General features: G+C 62.3%; 21 protein-coding genes and 1 pseudogene. 13 read left to right on the top strand and 9 right to left on the bottom strand.

Going from position 1 to position 16,933, the window contains the following annotated elements; genetic code table 11:
* Positions 1-583: 583 nt before the first annotated feature.
* Positions 584-1,678: pseudogene (locus ACFTE1_RS20775) on the bottom strand (recombinase family protein); the annotation flags it as partial.
* A 206-nt stretch (positions 1,679-1,884) separates the two neighbouring features.
* On the opposite strand from ACFTE1_RS20775, the gene ACFTE1_RS20770 reads away from it, so the two are divergent.
* Entirely contained in the window at positions 1,885-2,130 is a 246-nt protein-coding gene (locus tag ACFTE1_RS20770) for a helix-turn-helix domain-containing protein (RefSeq protein WP_380762848.1), read from the top strand.
* A gap of 373 nt (positions 2,131-2,503) precedes the next feature.
* Here ACFTE1_RS20770 and ACFTE1_RS20765 read toward each other — a convergent pair whose 3' ends face one another.
* The 7 genes from ACFTE1_RS20765 to ACFTE1_RS20735 form a co-directional block, all read right to left on the bottom strand.
* Positions 2,504-3,340, bottom strand: a complete 837-nt coding sequence (locus ACFTE1_RS20765) for an RNA ligase family protein (protein ID WP_380617782.1) — start codon at positions 3,338-3,340, stop codon at positions 2,504-2,506.
* A gap of 13 nt (positions 3,341-3,353) precedes the next feature.
* Positions 3,354-4,175 (bottom strand): alpha/beta fold hydrolase, encoded by an 822-nt coding sequence (locus tag ACFTE1_RS20760; protein WP_380617783.1) that lies wholly within the window; start codon positions 4,173-4,175, stop codon positions 3,354-3,356.
* A gap of 138 nt (positions 4,176-4,313) precedes the next feature.
* Positions 4,314-4,586, bottom strand: coding sequence for a hypothetical protein (locus ACFTE1_RS20755; RefSeq protein ID WP_380617784.1), 273 nt, complete (start codon positions 4,584-4,586; stop codon positions 4,314-4,316).
* Positions 4,583-4,918, bottom strand: coding sequence for a hypothetical protein (locus ACFTE1_RS20750; RefSeq protein ID WP_380617785.1), 336 nt, complete (start codon positions 4,916-4,918; stop codon positions 4,583-4,585). Before ACFTE1_RS20750 ends, ACFTE1_RS20755 begins: the two co-directional genes overlap by 4 nt.
* Entirely contained in the window at positions 4,915-5,277 is a 363-nt protein-coding gene (locus tag ACFTE1_RS20745) for a hypothetical protein (RefSeq protein ID WP_380617786.1), read from the bottom strand. Before ACFTE1_RS20745 ends, ACFTE1_RS20750 begins: the two co-directional genes overlap by 4 nt.
* Before the next feature lie 133 nt (positions 5,278-5,410).
* Positions 5,411-5,824 (bottom strand): hypothetical protein, encoded by a 414-nt coding sequence (locus ACFTE1_RS20740; protein ID WP_380617787.1) that lies wholly within the window; start codon positions 5,822-5,824, stop codon positions 5,411-5,413.
* A gap of 165 nt (positions 5,825-5,989) precedes the next feature.
* Positions 5,990-6,166, bottom strand: coding sequence for a hypothetical protein (locus tag ACFTE1_RS20735; RefSeq protein ID WP_380617788.1), 177 nt, complete (start codon positions 6,164-6,166; stop codon positions 5,990-5,992).
* Between the two features lie 719 nt (positions 6,167-6,885).
* On the opposite strand from ACFTE1_RS20735, the gene ACFTE1_RS20730 reads away from it, so the two are divergent.
* The 12 genes from ACFTE1_RS20730 (at position 6,886) to ACFTE1_RS20675 (ending at position 16,169) form a co-directional block, all read left to right on the top strand.
* Positions 6,886-7,752 carry a helix-turn-helix domain-containing protein gene (locus tag ACFTE1_RS20730; protein ID WP_380617789.1) on the top strand — a complete coding sequence of 289 codons (867 nt, stop codon included), beginning with the start codon at positions 6,886-6,888 and terminating at the stop codon, positions 7,750-7,752.
* Positions 7,749-8,249 carry a hypothetical protein gene (locus tag ACFTE1_RS20725; RefSeq protein ID WP_380617790.1) on the top strand — a complete coding sequence of 167 codons (501 nt, stop codon included), beginning with the start codon at positions 7,749-7,751 and terminating at the stop codon, positions 8,247-8,249. The genes ACFTE1_RS20730 and ACFTE1_RS20725 overlap by 4 nt, the downstream gene beginning before the upstream one ends.
* A gap of 192 nt (positions 8,250-8,441) precedes the next feature.
* Complete coding sequence (locus ACFTE1_RS20720) at positions 8,442-9,437, top strand: hypothetical protein (RefSeq protein ID WP_380617791.1); 996 nt, start codon at positions 8,442-8,444, stop codon at positions 9,435-9,437.
* Complete coding sequence (locus ACFTE1_RS20715) at positions 9,434-10,018, top strand: O-methyltransferase (RefSeq protein WP_380617792.1); 585 nt, start codon at positions 9,434-9,436, stop codon at positions 10,016-10,018. Before ACFTE1_RS20720 ends, ACFTE1_RS20715 begins: the two co-directional genes overlap by 4 nt.
* Before the next feature lie 5 nt (positions 10,019-10,023).
* Positions 10,024-10,950, top strand: a complete 927-nt coding sequence (gene hemC, locus ACFTE1_RS20710; RefSeq protein WP_380617904.1) for a hydroxymethylbilane synthase — start codon at positions 10,024-10,026, stop codon at positions 10,948-10,950.
* A 1,434-nt stretch (positions 10,951-12,384) separates the two neighbouring features.
* A complete protein-coding gene (locus ACFTE1_RS20705) occupies positions 12,385-13,257 on the top strand; it encodes a DddA-like double-stranded DNA deaminase toxin (RefSeq protein WP_380617793.1) in 873 nt (290 codons plus the stop codon).
* A gap of 16 nt (positions 13,258-13,273) precedes the next feature.
* Complete coding sequence (locus tag ACFTE1_RS20700) at positions 13,274-13,489, top strand: hypothetical protein (RefSeq protein WP_380762845.1); 216 nt, start codon at positions 13,274-13,276, stop codon at positions 13,487-13,489.
* 39 nt (positions 13,490-13,528) lie between these two features.
* Positions 13,529-14,050: a peptide deformylase gene (locus ACFTE1_RS20695; protein ID WP_380617795.1), complete on the top strand. Its 522-nt coding sequence runs from the start codon at positions 13,529-13,531 to the stop codon at positions 14,048-14,050.
* Positions 14,047-14,484 carry a hypothetical protein gene (locus ACFTE1_RS20690; protein ID WP_380617796.1) on the top strand — a complete coding sequence of 146 codons (438 nt, stop codon included), beginning with the start codon at positions 14,047-14,049 and terminating at the stop codon, positions 14,482-14,484. Before ACFTE1_RS20695 ends, ACFTE1_RS20690 begins: the two co-directional genes overlap by 4 nt.
* 25 nt (positions 14,485-14,509) lie before the next feature.
* Positions 14,510-15,583 carry an MrcB family domain-containing protein gene (locus ACFTE1_RS20685; protein ID WP_380617797.1) on the top strand — a complete coding sequence of 358 codons (1,074 nt, stop codon included), beginning with the start codon at positions 14,510-14,512 and terminating at the stop codon, positions 15,581-15,583.
* Between the two features lie 68 nt (positions 15,584-15,651).
* The gene (locus tag ACFTE1_RS20680; protein ID WP_380617798.1) at positions 15,652-15,870 is read left to right on the top strand and encodes a hypothetical protein; all 219 of its coding nucleotides are present in this window, start codon (positions 15,652-15,654) and stop codon (positions 15,868-15,870) included.
* The gene (locus tag ACFTE1_RS20675) at positions 15,867-16,169 is read left to right on the top strand and encodes a hypothetical protein (RefSeq protein ID WP_380617799.1); all 303 of its coding nucleotides are present in this window, start codon (positions 15,867-15,869) and stop codon (positions 16,167-16,169) included. Before ACFTE1_RS20680 ends, ACFTE1_RS20675 begins: the two co-directional genes overlap by 4 nt.
* Positions 16,170-16,206: 37 nt before the next feature.
* Here ACFTE1_RS20675 and ACFTE1_RS20670 read toward each other — a convergent pair whose 3' ends face one another.
* On the bottom strand, positions 16,207-16,878 hold the full coding sequence (locus tag ACFTE1_RS20670; RefSeq protein WP_380617800.1) for a hypothetical protein: 672 nt from the start codon (positions 16,876-16,878) through the stop codon (positions 16,207-16,209).
* Positions 16,879-16,933: the final 55 nt, after the last annotated feature.

Below are 16,933 nucleotides of genomic sequence, written 5' to 3'. Positions count from 1 at the left end.
CACCTGAAGGTGTCGGGGGTTTCTTGTTTTGGTCCTCCCATGTCTGGGAGCTGGCGAACTCAGCGAACGGCTTCACTGCCGTGGCCGTGGAGCTGGCGGTGACGACTGCTTGCGGCCCGGAGTTGTCAATGAAGAGGTCTTCGAACATGAGGCTGTTCAGCTGCTTGCGGTCGGCCTCCTCGAGCCCTCGGTAGAGCCGGTAGGGGTCGGCGAACACGTCGATGAGCCGGCGCACTCTCGCGGCGGCGGCGTCGTAGGCTTCCTGGGCGACGTTCTCGAGTCGCTGGAGTAGGCCGGCTTTCTCCGCCTTGATTTTCGTGAGTTTCTCGGTGAGGAGATCGGCCGGCCAGTCGGGGTGCCCGAGAAGGTCGACGTACTGCTTCTCGCTGTTCTTGAGTTTCGTGAGCTCCTTCTTGATCTCTTTGCGGGTCGCGGTCTTGATCTCTTCGTGCTTCGCCACGGCGGTGTCGAGGCGGGAGCGGAGCCCTTCGGTCTCCGCCGCGGTGAGCCGGATCGAATGGTAGTGCTGTTCTACGAGCTTCTCCACGACCTGGACGGGCACCGAGGGCATGTCGCATTCGTGGTTTTGGCGGCCCATACACCGGAAGTACATGTAGATTCGCCCTGTTTTCGACTTCGGAGTCTCCAAAACGAACCGGTTGCGGCATTTCCCGCACCGCAGCAGGCCTTTGAGGTAGTGGTCCCACTTGCGGGAGCGGGTGCCGCGACGTTTGAGGTCGAGGACCTCTTGGACCCGGTTGAACGTCTCGGCGTCCACGATCGCCTCGTGCTCGCCGTCGTAGGCCTCGCCTTTGTAGACGACGAGACCGATGTAGGTCTGGTCCCGGAGGATCCGTCCGATCTGTGCGCGGGAGACGACGGATCCGAGCGGGTACTTGGCGTTGGGGCGGTTCCTGAGCTTGATGACGTCACGGGCGTAGGCGTGGGCCTTGGTGAGGGAGTAGCGGCCGGTGGCGAACTCCCAGAACAGAGCGCGAATCTTCGGTGCCCGTTCCGGGTCGACTTCGACGATCGGGTACTCCTTGCCGAAGGGGTTGACCGCTCGGGCGTTGAGGTACCCGATTTTGGCGCGGCCGGGCATGCCGCCGCGCCGGGCCTTGCCGAGCATCTTGTCTCTGACGTCCTCGCCGTAGGACTCGGACTGGTAGGCGTTGAACGCGTCGATCATGTTCGCCTGGAGGCGCCCGGCCGCGGTGTTCTCGTCGGTGTGGTCGGTCGCCGAGAACAGGGTGACGCCCCGCTTGCGGAAGTCGAGCCGCACCACCGAGGCTTCTTCCATGTTCCGGAAGACTCGGTTCCGACGCCAAATGACTACGTACTGGAGGTCTTTGATGGTCTTGATGCGTTTGAGGAGGCTGCGGAATGTTGGCCTCTTGGCGATCTTCGTTCCCGAATCGCCTGGCTCGAGGTACTCGCCGACGAGCATGATCCCTTCCCGGGCCGCGGCTTCCATGTTCGTGGTGCGCTGAGTCTTGATCGACTCGCCTTCTTCGTCGGCGCCGGTCTGCAATTGCTTCTTAGTCGACACGCGCAGCAGTGCGACGCCGTAGCCCTTGACCGGGACGCCGGCGCGGGTGACCGGCGCGTCGGGATCGTAGTCGTAGGGCGTGAACCCGACAAGGTACTCCTCGTCCAGGTCGAGCCGTGGTTTAAGCATGGTCTGCATCGTGGTTCGGGTTCTCCTCTTCGTTGATCATCTTGAGGAACAGGGCGAGCCCGTCGAGGTCGAGGTCCTCGCGGCGGGGTCCGTGGATGGTGAACGCGTGAGGGATGCGGGGCGACAAAGGGGTGGGCCTCCTCAACAGGGTTTCTTGATTTGCACACCATGGTAGACTAGTTTCTTGATTTGCACAAACTGTCTGAGTGTCCAGGTGGGAGGCGATGCGGTTGCAGGGCAGTGGTTCTGATGTTGTGGAGTTGTTGATGGATCAGGAGGTGGCGGTGCGGTTGCGGGTGTCGGTGAGTACGTTGCGGCGGTGGCGGAGGGGCGGCATCGGGCCGCCGTGGGTGCGCGCGGTGGGCGGGATCCGCTATCACCCTGCGGACGTGGCGGCGTGGGTGGAGATGAATACCCATGCCACGGTCGCCGGCCGCCGGCCGGCGGCGTGATGGTGACTTCAGGGGCGGGCACGAGCCCGCCCCTTGTGGCTACCCTGCACGGAGGCGAGGCTTCGCGGTTTTCGCTGTTAGTGCGTATCGTGCTTTTTGTTCACGCTGGCGGAAGAGCCTGACCGCGCGGAGGATGTCGTGTCGCCAGCGCAGTGCGGAGGCGGTGGAGTGGCCCGGCCATCGGGAGGTGAGCCGGATGCTCACGCGGTGGCGTCCGGTGCACGCGAACGTGCCGATTGGTACACCGCGGGCGCCGGAGGCGTCCGCGAGAATCAGGGATCCCGCTTCCGCATCTGACCCGTAATGGAGGATAGCCACCGGCCCGCAGGTCGTGGCGATGACTCCGATGACGTGCTGTTGCGGGATAGGAGTTCTAGGCTTTGGCACGGTCTCGCTTCCCGTCCTCGTCGGCCAGGCGCCTACGAGTTGCCGCGTACTCCTTAAGACGCAATTTGGTGATCGTGGACCTGTCACGATGACGGATCACAACCCCTTCGGGCCGGCCCTTCGCGCCGCCGTCGAGCGCGACGTGAGTGGACGGGACGAGCTCCTGCAACCATTCCTCGGTCTCCCGCCAGCCCGCCGGAGGCAGTGACGGCAGTTCAATCTCGGGGACCATGTCGAACGGCAATGCTTCGGTGAGGGTGGCGAGGCGGTCGACGGTAGCCCAGTGGAGGTGCCGGCCGGTATCGCCGCGGAGCTCCGCAATCTCTTCGCGGTTCTTCAGGAGGATGTCTTGCTCGAACGAGGCGATATCGAAGATCCGTGCGCCGCCGGCGTGCTTGTCGCCGGTGTAGTTGCGCCACCCGGCCCCGATACCGAGCCCATACACCTCGAGGTAGACCACGGTCACTTTGTGGGCGGCGTGGACAGAACCGACGGAATCGCGGACCGCCTCCACCACGGTTTCGGCCTGGTCGATGAGGTGGCCGGCGATGCCCTCATGCGGGTTGTAGAGGCGGTCTCCTTTAGCTGCCAGGAGTTCGGTGCGGGAGCCGATCTGCCAGTCACCGCCCGGGTGGATGATGATCCTCGCGTTGGTCCCGTCGACTTTCTCAGTGCAGACCAAGCGCGAGAGGTCGGTTCTGAGTGGGGTGGCGACGACGTCGGTGTACCGGCCGCGGTCGTCCATCTCGTGGTAATAGGGGATGCTCGGGTATTTGGTGGCCGAGTTGACTCGGCCCATCCAGTCGCGAGTCGTGCTGTCCATGGCCTCTGTCCTTTCAGATCGTCCAAGCCTGGCGAATGGCCTGCCAGACCAGGGGTGTTGCATAGCGGGGTTGTTCGGTGAGCGGGGCGTGCCCGGCTTGGGGCACAGTGTGGACGTCGGAGTAGAACCGGCGCACGCCCGGCGGGGAGGGCTGTCCGTGTTCGCCGTGGAGGTAGGCGGGGCAGACGCGTTCGGTCTCGCGGCGGAGGAACTCGTCGTCGCACCAGTCGACCAATTGCGAGGCGGCGGCGTGGAGGGTGAGGGGGTCGGCGTCGGGCCAGGTACGGGCACGGTGGCGGTCGGCCGGGTCAAGGGACGCGGCGAGGTCGAGGCCGATTTTGTCGTGGTCGTAGGAGAGGTAGTCGTCGACGTCGGTCCCAGAGACACGCCGGGATATGGCGGCGCAGTCTTCACCGTAGACATTGCCCTCGATCGAGATGACCCGCGACGGTATGGCGGCCTCGCCGTCGCTGCGGCGCCGGGAGGCCCCGGCGGCCACGGCGTACCCCATGCCGGCGCCGACGAGGGTGAGCCGTTTCGGGACCCAGTTCACGGTCAGGCCGCGGACGATGTTGGCGTAGACGGTGAGGATCGACTCCGGCTCATCGAGACGGGGCGAGGCCCCGTGTCCGGGGAGGTCGACAGCGAGCGTCGTATAGGTGGGCGTGGTGCCGGCGAGGACGTTGGCGAACTGGGAACGGTCGAGGCCGAGCCCGTGGACGCAGATGACGAGGTGGTCGCCGGATCCGGCCTGGTCGTAGATGATTTTCGCCGGCGTCGGCCGGGTGCTGTAGGGGGCGAGGTCGACGAGGGTGGTCTTGGAGATGGTCTTCATGACGTGGTCCTCCGGATAGGGTGGATGTGGTGGCGGGCCGAACTATTGGTCTGGGAGGACCCGCCACCACGACCCCGGACGCCCAGCGAGCGACGCCATGGGAACAGCGTCCGGGGAGCTTCAATTCGGGTTGGCCGCCTACGCGGCCGGCGCGGCGGAGCGCAGGAGGTCGGCGATCTGAACTTCGAGATCCGGCAGAGCGCCGAACGTGGCCGTCAAAACCTCCGGATTCAGTTGCAGCGTGACCGTGGCGTTGGGGTGGCGCTCCCACGTTCCGACTTTCACGTTCGTGGCGACGCCTTTGAACGACAGCGTCCCTGTGTCGTGGTCGTCGCGGGTCACATCGAGTTCCACGAATCCGAGGAGGTCGACGGAGCCGAGATTGTTGGAGTGGTCGAGTGTGTTGGTCATAGGTATTCGTCGTTTCGTTCTAGGTAGGGGCGGACAAGATGAGCGACCGCGTCCTTGACTTCGCCGACGTACTCCCACACGTCGCCGATTTGGGCCTCGGGCTTGAGGTCGGCGCGGTGGAACCACACGCGCGGTTCAAACCAGAAATCGCAGTTCGCTTGGAACGCGACCCCGTGCTGCTCGTCGGCCGGGTCGGTGAAGTAGACCGTCCGCGTCTGCTCGTCGAGCCAGGCGACGAATTCGCCGCCGGCGACGACCCCGGAGCAGAGGCGCCGTGCGACGGCGGGAACCGGTCGGAGGGCGTAGCGGCTGGCGCGTTCAGGTCTGGTCATGGTGTCTGCCCTGGTGAATAGGTCTGATTGGAGTGGTGCCGGGCTCGCCATGCGGCAAGCCCGGCCGCAGCCTCATCGAGAAGCAAGGACCGCGTCTCCGCGCTCACGATCAGGGGTGAGAACTCGTCCACGGTCGCCTGGGCGGTGCCGACGTCCCGAATCTGCCCGGTTTTCCCCAGGAGGTAGGTGTTGAACTCCTCGGCCGACACCAGCGAGGACGCCAGGCCGTCGACCTCGTAGAGGTCGGCGGACCGGGGATCGCGGGTGTCGATGACGACGTGGATCCCGGTCCCGCGGTCGGTGTCGATCGCGGCAATCAGGCGCCGATGATCACCCAGTGACCGGTCGATAAGGCTCATAACGGTGCTTCCCCCTTGACGGAGTGAGAGGCAGGGGCGGCGGCCGTGCGGACCATGTAAAACGCACGCCACTTCCCCGCCGCCCCTGCACCCCACGGAGTGAATAAGGTCTAGGAGCGGCGTCCCCAGCGGCTCAGCGCCGCTGGGGACGCCGGTAATGGATCGCGATTCGGTCGACCAGTTCGTCAGGCATGGCCGTGCCGAACAGGGACACGTCGATCGTGATCCGCGCCAGCCGATCAAGGTCTGTTTGCAGGCGAGAGTTGGCCTGGATGAGGTTGTGGCGATAGGGGTCGTCCGACATGTCCAGCCGACGGAACCCCGCGTCGGTCCATTTGGCCCAGGCGATGACATGGCCGTGGCCGGCGTTATCGATCATGCTCACGTCAGCCTCTCCGGGCGACGTGGTCACGATCTGAACGAGGCGACCAAGAAACTCGAACGACGCCAACCGGATTGACTGGGACTCGCCCTCGTCGGCGGCCGCATGCTGGCCGACAGGCTCGGCCCCAGGTGCGAGCTCGAGGTTAGGAGAGCTACCGTTCACGGTCGACCTCCCTCACCAGGCGCGGATCGCTGATCAGCCGTGTGTACCAGTCTCGGCCCATGGCATGACGGTAGATCCGCCACACGAGCCCAAGCAAGACGCATACTGCGGCAGCAAGAGCGAATAGGACCAGCGCGAGGGCGCCTGAGATGATGAAAAGGCCGGTCATACCAGTAGTGCCCCCAGACTGTAGTAGTCGAAGGCGATGACCGCGAGGGCCGCGAGAACGGCCAGGGCGCCGATCGCGACTTTGATCCGGTAGCCCGAACCGGGAGTGACTGCAGCGAGACCTATGAAGACAAGGATCCCGATAACGATCGCTGCGGGGTTCACCAGGGCCACCCCACCATGGTCGCGAGGCGACCACGGCGAGATGAGCGGTGTTTCCGGCGACCGGAACGCGAAGTCGGGTCGACGGTGACAGGGAGAGTGTCGTGCTCCACAACCGCGGTCATGTCCTTGCGAGGCATCCAGGCTTGCAGAAAGCTGATGTCGTCGCGAGTTAGATTCGCCGTGAAGCGGAGGTGCAGAAGGCGGGTTCCGTCAGCGCGGCGCCAGATCCGCCGCACCAACGCTTCCCGGCGCCGGCACCCGAGCTCAGACCGCCAGGACTTGCCACACTCCAGACACCGGAGCCGGCCAGTGATCGTCCTGTACGGGACGTGCATCGCCATGTCTTTTTCCAGTCGAGCCCAGGCGGGGTTGAACTGTAGGATGGTAGTGCCCACGCGAGACTCCTTTCAGCTAGTTCTTGCGTGGTTACCGGCCCACCAGCAAGGTTCCAAGCTCTCTGGTGGGCCGCTCTATTTCCACTTGACTGCCTTGATCTCCGCTCTCGGTACAGCCGATCTCCAAGTCAGCCTCAGCCGCGAAAACAGACTCCGATGCCCTTCACGGATGAACCATCCAGAAGGAAGCAATCAACTCAGTCAAGCTGATGTATGAACAGTCTGGACCAAAACTTCGAGTCTTGTCAAGACGATGCCTGTTGAAATTTCAACTACGTTAGTGAGGTAGACTCGGTCAGACGACATCATTGCACTCAGAGGAGGGCGGCACACGTGGCAGAACCAAAGCAGCCGACATGGCGGGCTCGATGGCTTGGCAGCAAGCTCAAGGACCTCCGCGTGAACAAGAGCCTCAACGCAAAGCAAGTTGCCGTGCGACTCGAATGCTCGTCTGGGACAGTCAGTCACTACGAACGAGGCATTTACCCTGTGTCGACGCGACATCTACAAGTCATGCTGGACATGTACAGTGTTGGCGACCCTGAGGAACGCCGCAAGCTTCTGTCGCTCGCGGAAGATGTGGCTTCTCGAGGTTGGGTCGAGTCTCTGATCGATGTGCAGGACTTTGCCGATTATGTTTGGGCTGAATCGAAATCGGAAGTAATCGACGACTTTCAGGTTTCCGTGATTCCTGGCCTGCTCCAGGTCGAGAGCTATGCCGAAGCCCTCCTGAGCCGTGGGCCAGAGCCTCGCACGCCATCGAAGGTTAGAGAACTCGTCGAAATTCGTATGGGTCGAGCAAGTCGCCTGCTCAGTAACGACGCGCCTGCCTGCCGATTCCTACTGCATGAAGCGGTCCTCCACCAGCGTTTCGATGGCGTCGACGTACAAGTATTTGGGGATCAGCTTCGGTACCTGCTCACGCTGGCCGAACGAGACAACGTCAGCCTGCGACTGCTACCGTACAACTCGGGCTTGCACAACATGCTCGCGAGCACGACCGGGTTCACGATCCTCCAGCTCTCTGACGCTTGGCCTACCATCGCTCACGTTGAGACGCCACTTGGAGCGGTGGTTGCCGAAACGCCTGACTGTAATCAGCTAGTTGACATCTTTGACAGGATGTGGACCGGCACTGGCCTCGATGAGCGGCGTACAATTGACCTCATCGATCGGATGGTTAAGGAAGTAGAGCGATGAGAACTACCGTCTGCGATTGGGCCGATGCACGATTTGTGAAGAGCAACCGCAGCAATGGCTCTGGCGGCTCGAACTGCTACATGATTGCTGTGCAAGGATCTTACGCAGCTATTGGTGACTCGGTCCTGCCTGATGTTGGCGTGATCGAGGTTCTCCGTCAGGAGGCACGAACCTTCGTCAACCTTGCCCGGCGCGGCTATTTGTCTGCCCTCTGTCTCCGGCACCGATCTTCTCATGCTGACCTCGGCTCAGTCGCTACCAAACCAGCCGCCGGGACCGCCGTCATCACTCATCCGACCAAGGGGGCCTTCCGCCTCGAGCGGGCCCTTTGGGAACGATTCGAACTTGAAGACGGAAGCCTTTCGACGTTCGAAGTTGGAGTTTCGGATGACGGCTTGTTTGCGCTGCGCCAGGGCGATTTGGTCCAGGTATTTACGACCGACGAATCTACAGCCTTCGAGCTCGGAGCTCAAGATGGGGACTTCGCCCACGTCTAGAAGCTACTGCACACCTTGCTGTATATTCAACTTAAACAACCTGATCACGGACTCTGTGATCGCCGATATACTTGGGCGCGTTGGGAACCGTGCCCCTGAACCGAATTCACCATGGCTGTCTTATGGCCGTGGACTGGGAGCACGCCCGGATGGCTGTGGCACCACATGAAATACGACCTCATGAGGAGTGCCATGACTACCATCCCAGCGCCGCGCGCCGGCGCCTTCAATTTCCCTGCCTACGCCGGCATGCGCGACGGGGTCAACCCGACCCGCGCCCGGCAGGCGATCAGGGGCCTCTACAACCACACCGCCCTCACCCCCGGCCACCTCTCCGCGCCGCTACTCGTCCTCACCAATGACGCGGACGTCGCGCTTCCCGGCGCGACGACACTCGCCGGTATCCCGGCGCTCGTGCGCCGGTGGAAAGGCCTCGGTATCTCCGGCGTCAAGATCTTCACGGTCGGCACCTCCCGCTCCGCTGACGCAGCCGAGGCGTTGGAGGATTTGACGATGCGCCACACGATCGAGGCGGTCAAGGCGACGGCTGAGAACATGGCCGTGACGACGGAGGTGTGCGGGTGCGGGTGGACGACCTCGCACGAGTGCGTGCTTCGCCGGCCGGATGGCCGGATCGATCTCGATGCGACGATCAGGTTCTTGACGGAACTGGCCTACCGCCATGCGCAGTGGGGTGCTGATGCGGTGTCACCCACGGCCATGCTGGACGGCTCGGTCCACGAGATCCGCGCGATCCTGGACTGCGAGGACTTCGAAGACGTCTCAGTCAATCCGAACGTCGCGTTCACGACCTCCCTCTACGGCCCCTTCAAACAGGTCATGGACACCGACCCGGCGACCGGCCACCGGCGCGGGCTTCAACTAGAGACAGGGCAGGCCTGGCGGACCGGGCTCGAGGCCGCGAACCGTTGGATCAGTGAGGGCGCCGACGCGCTCACCGTCCAGCCGGTCATGACCGCGACTGATGCACTCTTCATGATCCGCATGGCCCACATGAGGCCGCTGACGGCCTACTCCACCTCGGGTGAATGGACTGCGTTCGAGGCGATGGGGACGGCGGCGACGGTGGAGTACCACGAGATGCTCGTCCGTCTCGGAGCCGACAGCATCCTCACGTTCGCGGCCGAGACGGTCGCTCAGACGTTGAACGAGGTGACGGTGCGATGAAGAACGGCCCGGACTTCATGCCCTACAAACTGGATTCCATCATCGAGGAAGCCTGGAACATCGGTTTCCGGATGTCGTGCGACGCCGGCACCGGCGGGCTCCTCGCCACGCTCGCCGCTTCGAAGCCCGGCGGGCGGTTCCTCGAGCTCGGCACCGGCGTGGGTGCCGGTACCGCTTGGATGCTCGCGGGCATGGACGCGCTCTCACACCTCACCACCGTCGAAGTGGACGAGCACGTCCAGGCGGTGGCCAAGGACCATCTTGGTTCCGACGAACGGGTGACATTCGAGCACGCCCACGCCGCAACCTGGCTGTCCTCACACGCAGCAGCCACGGACGTCGTCTATGACTTGATTTTTGTCGACTGCCGACCAGGCAAATTCCTTCACCTGGAAAAGGCGCTCGAGCTCCTGGCACCGGGGGGCCTCTACATCGTGGACGACCTCTTGCCGCAGGAGACATGGCCGGAGGATCATCAACCGCGGGTGGACGAGTTCCTCGCTCGCTGGCCGGTGGACGGTTTGGTTGCCACTCCGATGCGGTGGGCGTCCGGGATCCTCGTCGCGACGAGAGTAAATTGACATCTATGGACTCTAATCTCCTTCGCATCGCCACCCGTTCCTCCCCGATGGCTCTCGCTCAGGTCGAGCGAGTCCGCCGGGATCTCGCGGCCGTGAACCCGGCCGTGGAGGTCGAGGTCGTCCCGATCAAGACGACGGGTGACCGGTGGATGGGAGATCTTCGAGAGAAGGGCGGCAAGGGCGCGTTCATCAAAGAGGTGGACCGCGCCCTTGCCGCCGGCCTCGCGGATCTTGCCGTCCACTGCCTCAAGGACATGCCCGGCGACATCCCCGTCCCTGCCGGAATGACCATCGCCGGCTACATGACCCGCGACAGCATCCACGAAGCCCTCATCCACCCCGCCGGGCTGACGCTTGACCAGCTCCCCGCAGGGACCCGGATCGGGACCTCGTCGGTACGACGACGCGCTCAGCTCGCCGCGCACCGCCCGGACCTCGAATGCGTCCCGATGAGGGGCAACGCCAACCGCCGGTTGGAGAAGTTGTACGCCGGCGACGCCGACGCGCTCATTCTTGCCGTGTGCGGGCTCGAGCGGATCGACCGCACCGATGTGATCACCGAACAGATCGACCCGGCGGTCATGTGCCCACCGGTCGGCGCCGGCATCCTCGCACTCCAATGCCGCGAAGACGACACGGAGACTCTCGACGCGGTTGCGCCCCTGAACGACCCGACAGTCTGGCAGATCGCCACCGCTGAACGGACGTTTCTCCATGTGCTGCAGGGCAGCTGTCATTCCCCGATTGGCGGGCATGCCTGGTTCGACGACGACGGGGAGCTCCACCTGCGCGGAGAGGTCTACTCCTACGACGGCAAGAAGGAGCTCACGGCGGTTGAGCCCGCCGGGGCACTCGACCCGGCGGGATTGGGAACTTCCGTTGCTCTTGCTGTCTTGAAAGAAGGTGCACGTGACCTTCTGGATGCATTGTGACAGTGCAGCAGACGGATCGGCCGATGTAATCGCAAGATCCAAACGTAGCCATCGTAGGGACTGTGGTCCTTGGAGAATCTAAGGTCGCTCGGGAGGTCGATATTTTCGATAGCCTCGTCATGACACTGAACGTCGGTGAGTAGCAGATCGTCTTTGCTTACTCCACGAGTGACCACCTTTCGCCCGATCATTACGTCATGGAGATCAAATAGCTCAAGATCACCTGCAGATGCGTTCACAAAGATACGATCGACTCGAGTGGCAGAGACTTCTATCTCTTCGACCATTACGGTATTGAGCTGGATGCATTCTACTCCCGGGGCATGCCATGCGTGTTCAGCTGCTTTAATGAGAATCTTTTCTGCGGCCGTGTCCAGAATTCGGATTGTTCGACACTCCATTTCTGTAATAATCAAAGATCCCGAAATGCTACCTCCTGTAATCACGATTTCATGAAAGGCGCTACAACCCTTGATTATGAGGTCTCCTTCCACATGGAGATTATGTAGATTAATATCCCCAGAATCAGAGATTTTGAGCAGCTCTATGTTCGCCAGTTGAACATTTTCAATGGTAAGATCGCTTGTGCTCGAGCGCTGTATTCTGAGGTCGCGTCTCCCTGTATGCTCTCTGAAATCGGGATCAAGGATGTAGGCAAGAGCGTCCTGCCTAATCTCCATATGAGCCTGATCATCCGCAGTTATAGTACTTTTATCCGCCGGCGCATAGTGGAACCACAGGCGAGCTGATTCGACAGCACATGCACATAGTTCGGGCTGCCTTGTAAGAGCATTTTCGAGCGCTCTATGTGCAACTTCTGATGTGCTTGGCGTCGCATCTCGGATAAGAACTAGGGATTCCCAGAGATCGGCCATTGAGAGTGGGGATTTTCGATTCTGACGTCCTGTTCTTCCTGGCCGCTTCCTGTTCTTTCGTTGGCGAAAATACCGCTGAAATCGATATAGAGCATTCAGCATCAATTTTCTAATGGCATTAAGGGATTTCAGGACACTGCCGGCATGCTGGGTGCTTTTATCCCAACTCGATATAGTTTTTTCGAATTCGTCTATGTTCATAACGCTGGCTTCGTTAAGACTCCGTCGTCTCGTGGAATATGGGGCGCACTCCAAGTAAGCCGCACGTATGAACCCCCTGTGTCGCACACGTTGTGCGACGTCAAATGCACCGATCCGGTAGGATTCGGCCTGGACCTCGCCTAGGAGCCCTCTAGCTCTGGATATCGCCACGTGTGATTTGATGACTACGTAACAGGTCACAGCTTCTCTCCTGACGAGAATCCGACAGAACCACGAATAGACCCAGCTAGCTGATACGGACACCGTTCGCCACCAGGCAATCGGCACTGGCCTTGACGATATTCCCTACGCCCCGTAGGCTCCGAGCGGCGTGCCCCTTCATTGGAAAGCCATTAGTATGAGCTCGCTCGAGGATGCCAGAAACGCCACCACGGACGCCAGCGGCCGGATCAGAGAGATTACCGGCCAATTGCATGCCCTGATCCAGCAAGTCGATGAGGCGCTGAACGCCAGTCAGAACAGCCAGGCGACAACCGACGAGGCCGCCTCAATGCTCGAGACGATCGGCGTCATCGACGCCGAGCCTGCACGGCAGGCGGCCGAGAAGCTTACCGAATCGGCTGGCGGGCTTCAACAAGCGAAGTCGGTGCTTGAGGAGACCGCCGGGCAGATCACGGCCACGGGACAGATTACTGATGAAGCGCTGGCGTTGATTCAGCAGGCGATGGGTTTACTGGCCGGAACGTCGTCCCCGGCCGATCCAGGATCTCCTGGGAGCGGTCCAGCAGTCGCGCGAGTCCGGCGGATCGATGGGTTCAAACCGGCCCGACCGAACCGCGATGCCGTCGGGGAAGTTCGGAAGCTTGGGTGGCCGAAGAACTCGGCGGGCCGGACATCAGCCTGCGGCCACCTGTATGGGCCGGACGGAGCCCAGCTCAATGATCAACCGCTGCGTCCGTACCGTAAGGGGCATGGTCCCGTCCATGCTGACCTGAACGAGCCCTGGAAGTCGGACAAACACTACACGACGACGTGGCATGCGGAGACCGACGCGGCGGCGGCAATGCGCCGCCACGGCCTCGACGAGGCCGCCGTCTACCTGAACATCCCAACGTGCGGCAAGGAAAGTGCCGATCCCTACCGTTGCGACATCAACCTTCCAAAGATCATTCCCCGGGGCGCGATCCTGTATGTTTGGAGCGTCCACGAGGACGGGAGCATGTCCCGACGCAAGTACGAGGGCACGGGAGAGGCGATTATCGATGATTGACTTCGAACGTCAGCAAGTGACGCACGATCCAGAGCTTGACGCCAAGCTCCGCGCGAAGGTCGACGAACTCGACAGCCGCGCCCTGGCCGAATACGCCCACACCCTGAACCTCTTCCCTCCCGGGTGGGCAGACGGCGCGAACCCGCCCATCTCACTCGCATGGCCGGCGGACGACTTCGACAGCGATGGCGTCCTCATCTGGGACACGGCGAAAGCACCAGACGAGGAATAGAGCCATGACGTCACCATCTGAAACGATGAGCTCCTCGGGGTGGTTCAACACCCCGACCCGATCCTGTCGTCCAAGGCTGGCCACTTCGAGCTCCCTGACGATCGCAAAACCGCCATGGAGGTGATCGACAAGCTCACTGCCGCGGCGGCCGAGATCGCCCGCGTCCATGACTTCGCGAAAGGCATGGGCGTCGCCGCGCCTCAAATCGGACTTGCGCACGCCGCAGCCGTCGTCTACCAGCCCGGCAAGCCCGAGCCGATCGTGCTCCTGAACCCAACCATCATCGAGTCCAGCTCGGAAACGGACCTCCAATACGAGGGATGCCTGTCGTTCTTCGACGTCCGGTGCCGAGTGCCGCGGCCCCGCCAGATCCACGTCGAGCACGTCGATCTTGAGGGGCAGCGGCACATCACCGTCTTTGACGACGGGCTCGCCCGCCTGGTCGCCCACGAAATCGACCACCTCGACGGCATCCTCTGCCTCGACCGGCTCCCCGCCGGCGAGTCACCGATCCCGGTGAAGGAGTACAAAGGCACCGGTGCGACCTGGAGCTACAAATGAGCCAGCCGAATCCAGCCCAAACCGTGCTCAACTGGGCGCCGAAAAGTTCCAACGATGAGTTCACGAGGGAGGATGCTCACCGGCTTATCGAAGACGCCATCCGGGCGATCGAGCGGACAACCCATAAAGGCTCCATTCGCAAACACCTGCGGCTACTGCGGGAAGGACTTGACCGGGCTTGTCAGGCCGAAGGTGAGGCCGCTCCCGAGCTGTTGACGCTCCTCCGCGCGTTTATTCGGAAGCTCCACGCCTCGAATCAGGGCCGGGAATCTCAACCGAGGATCGTGGAGGACCTCGCGGCGGTGGCCGCCCACCTGTATCGAGCGGGTCCGACCGAAGACGAGCTCATGGGGGCCTTGGATCGGGACGAATACTCTATTGAGACGTGTGTTACTGCCTCCGTTCATGTCGCCGGCGGGCGCTACGATCCGTAGTCCGTAGACAGGATGGAGGGCACGCATGATCCGCGAGTTGTTCGAACAGGTCAGAAAAGCTGACTACGACTACCGAGGCAGCCATGACCAGGTAATCTTTCAGAACTTGATCGACCTCGAGCATCGCATCTCGGCCCTCATTTCAGGCCAGTACACGACCGGACGCAGCCGTGGAGTTGGGAGCCTACCAATTGGCCTCTGGGTTGCGATCTTCCATCCAGATGTCACAGAAACGGCTACCCAAGGCATCTACGTCGTGTTTCTCTTCAATGAGGACCGTACCGAGGTCACTCTTTCTCTCATTCAAGCCGTTACGGAGGCCGAGGAACGCGCCAAGTCCATGGCCCCCAGCACGAACGACCTGCTTCGACAAGAAGCGGCAACGATCCGAGAGCAGCTCTACCTCGACACCACTGGCCTCGAGCCCGCTATCAAGCTTGGCAAGGGCGGAAAGCTGCCGCAATACGAGGCGGCGAGTATTTACGGGCGCACATGGTCCCTTGACGACATGCCTTCTGACTCGGCAATCGCGGCGGAGATCGATCGATTCTTGGAACTGTATTCCGCGGCCGTAGACGTCATGGATGATGCTCTCCGTGAGGGTTCCCAGCAGATCCCGCCCCGTGATCCCAAGGTCAGGAAGAAGGAGAAGCCACGTCGGTTCAAGCCCAAGAACACGGCTGACTACCGTGTCCACATCAAGGCAGTGGAGCAGACCCGGAGCAATTCTCATGAGAAACTCATCGAGAGCCTTGGGCCGTGGACGGAGGCCCGTGGATTCGACCCCAACACCAACGTGCACCCACGGGATCTTATTCTCCACCAAGACAACGGCCCTGACCTTCTCGTGGAGGTAAAGGTCTTCCCATCCGGCCGGCCTCGCTTGGGAATTCGCGAGTCGATCGGGCAGCTCGCCGAGTACCACCATTTCCTTCATGAACCAGACGAGGACATTGAGCTCGTCGCCGCGCTCTCCGAGAATCCCGGAACTGCTTATGTGGAGCTGCTTTCTAAGCTCAACATCGCTGCGATCTGGTCCACCGGCGCAACTACTTGGGAAGGCAGCGACCTCGCCCGAGGACTTGGCCTCGTCGATTAGGTCCCGAGATCGAGGCCGGCTCACTCAGCGAGCTGGGTGCGCCGGCGTTTTAGATCCGCGATTTCCACTTGCCGTTCCACGAGCCCGGCGAGCCCTGCACCGAATGCGACGCCCGCGGGCGGCACATCGTCTCGGTGGCGCGCCCCTTCGTGTTCGAGGAGGCCGCCGACCTCATCACCAACTCCGAGCGACTCCGCTCGTTCACCGATGACCACATGGGCGCCATCGAGATGGCAGCCGAGAAGCTGCGCAGTGTCGCCCGTCCCACCTTTGAGGAGCCCCGATGACCACCGAACAGTCCCACTGGCTCGACGACAACACCGACCCCGAGCAGCACCGCCGCGAGATCCAGGGCGCGATCAACCACCACGCCGCCCGCAAGGCTGCGCCCGATAGTGCCGACGTCCTCCGCGAACTTGCCAAGGTCGAGGCCGCCCTTGCCGCCGCCGAGGAGCACCTGACGAAGCAGAACGAGGCGAATGCCGCCCTGCACCTGTCCGAGCGGGTCCTGTACTCGCCGCTGACGGTCGCCGTGGTGAACGCCCGCGAGTCCGCCACGAAGATCCGCACCCACCTGGAGACCTGATGAGATGCGAACTCGCTCGTGGCCTCAACCTAGTCGACTAGAGACCCTCCTGATCGAGATCAAGACCGGCGAGTTCGGCGAACCGGGCTCGTTGGAGTTCCATTTCGGCGATCTCCTCTTGCCGCTCCACGATCACGCAGAGCTGTTCTCGCAGTTGCCGGCGGATACGTTCGATCTCCCAGCGCCGTTCCCGTTGGCGTGACCGGATCGCCCGGCACGCCCGCGCGGCCCGCATCGGCCCGGTGATCTCGGTTCGAGTGAGCCAGTGCCGGCCGAGGAACTCGAACACCGCGGCAACCTTCCTTCGTGTCTTCACCGGCACGTCACCATACAGCGCCTCATAGGTTCCGAGCCGATAGGCGCCTTGCAGCTTCTCCAACGCGACCGAGTCCCGAGACGGGAGTTCGGCCCCGTTGACGTAGAGCTGTCCGGCCAGGTCTACCGGCCTCGGGTAGAGATTGGCCGGGTCGGTCGTGAACTCCGCACGCAGCCGACCTAGCGTGAACACGAGTTCTCCCACGTCTGGGCTGATCTCTGAGTCATTCCAGGCGGTCGGTTTGAACTCGACTGTCACCGGACCGGACACGCGCGGCCCGCGGATCTCATAGACCGTCCGCTCCCGTTCGGGGAAGTCCGTCCAGGCGAACGAGAACGCGCCGTAATCGGGATGCACGACCCTTCCGGACTTGGTGGGGTTTGTGCTGGTCATGGTACGGTGATCCTTCCTGATCAACTTGCTTAGCTGGTTTGGGAAATGGGTGGGG

Origin of the sequence: Salininema proteolyticum (assembly GCF_042685645.1) — a bacterium.
Lineage (GTDB): Bacteria > Actinomycetota > Actinomycetes > Mycobacteriales > Micromonosporaceae > Salininema > Salininema proteolyticum.
This window is presented reverse-complemented; position numbering and strand designations above follow the sequence as displayed.

What these genes read in the sequence shown, in the direction of transcription:
- ACFTE1_RS20765 (WP_380617782.1), bottom strand. Translation starts at nt 3,340, where the DNA reads ATGGACAGCACGACTCGCGACTGGATGGGCCGAGTCAACTCGGCCACC.
- ACFTE1_RS20760 (WP_380617783.1), bottom strand. Translation starts at nt 4,175, where the DNA reads ATGAAGACCATCTCCAAGACCACCCTCGTCGACCTCGCCCCCTACAGC.
- ACFTE1_RS20755 (WP_380617784.1), bottom strand. Translation starts at nt 4,586, where the DNA reads ATGACCAACACACTCGACCACTCCAACAATCTCGGCTCCGTCGACCTC.
- ACFTE1_RS20750 (WP_380617785.1), bottom strand. Translation starts at nt 4,918, where the DNA reads ATGACCAGACCTGAACGCGCCAGCCGCTACGCCCTCCGACCGGTTCCC.
- ACFTE1_RS20745 (WP_380617786.1), bottom strand. Translation starts at nt 5,277, where the DNA reads ATGAGCCTTATCGACCGGTCACTGGGTGATCATCGGCGCCTGATTGCC.
- ACFTE1_RS20725 (WP_380617790.1), top strand. Translation starts at nt 7,749, where the DNA reads ATGAGAACTACCGTCTGCGATTGGGCCGATGCACGATTTGTGAAGAGC.
- ACFTE1_RS20720 (WP_380617791.1), top strand. Translation starts at nt 8,442, where the DNA reads ATGACTACCATCCCAGCGCCGCGCGCCGGCGCCTTCAATTTCCCTGCC.
- ACFTE1_RS20715 (WP_380617792.1), top strand. Translation starts at nt 9,434, where the DNA reads ATGAAGAACGGCCCGGACTTCATGCCCTACAAACTGGATTCCATCATC.
- hemC (WP_380617904.1), top strand. Translation starts at nt 10,024, where the DNA reads ATGGACTCTAATCTCCTTCGCATCGCCACCCGTTCCTCCCCGATGGCT.
- ACFTE1_RS20705 (WP_380617793.1), top strand. Translation starts at nt 12,385, where the DNA reads ATGAGCTCGCTCGAGGATGCCAGAAACGCCACCACGGACGCCAGCGGC.
- ACFTE1_RS20690 (WP_380617796.1), top strand. Translation starts at nt 14,047, where the DNA reads ATGAGCCAGCCGAATCCAGCCCAAACCGTGCTCAACTGGGCGCCGAAA.
- ACFTE1_RS20685 (WP_380617797.1), top strand. Translation starts at nt 14,510, where the DNA reads ATGATCCGCGAGTTGTTCGAACAGGTCAGAAAAGCTGACTACGACTAC.
- ACFTE1_RS20675 (WP_380617799.1), top strand. Translation starts at nt 15,867, where the DNA reads ATGACCACCGAACAGTCCCACTGGCTCGACGACAACACCGACCCCGAG.
- ACFTE1_RS20670 (WP_380617800.1), bottom strand. Translation starts at nt 16,878, where the DNA reads ATGACCAGCACAAACCCCACCAAGTCCGGAAGGGTCGTGCATCCCGAT.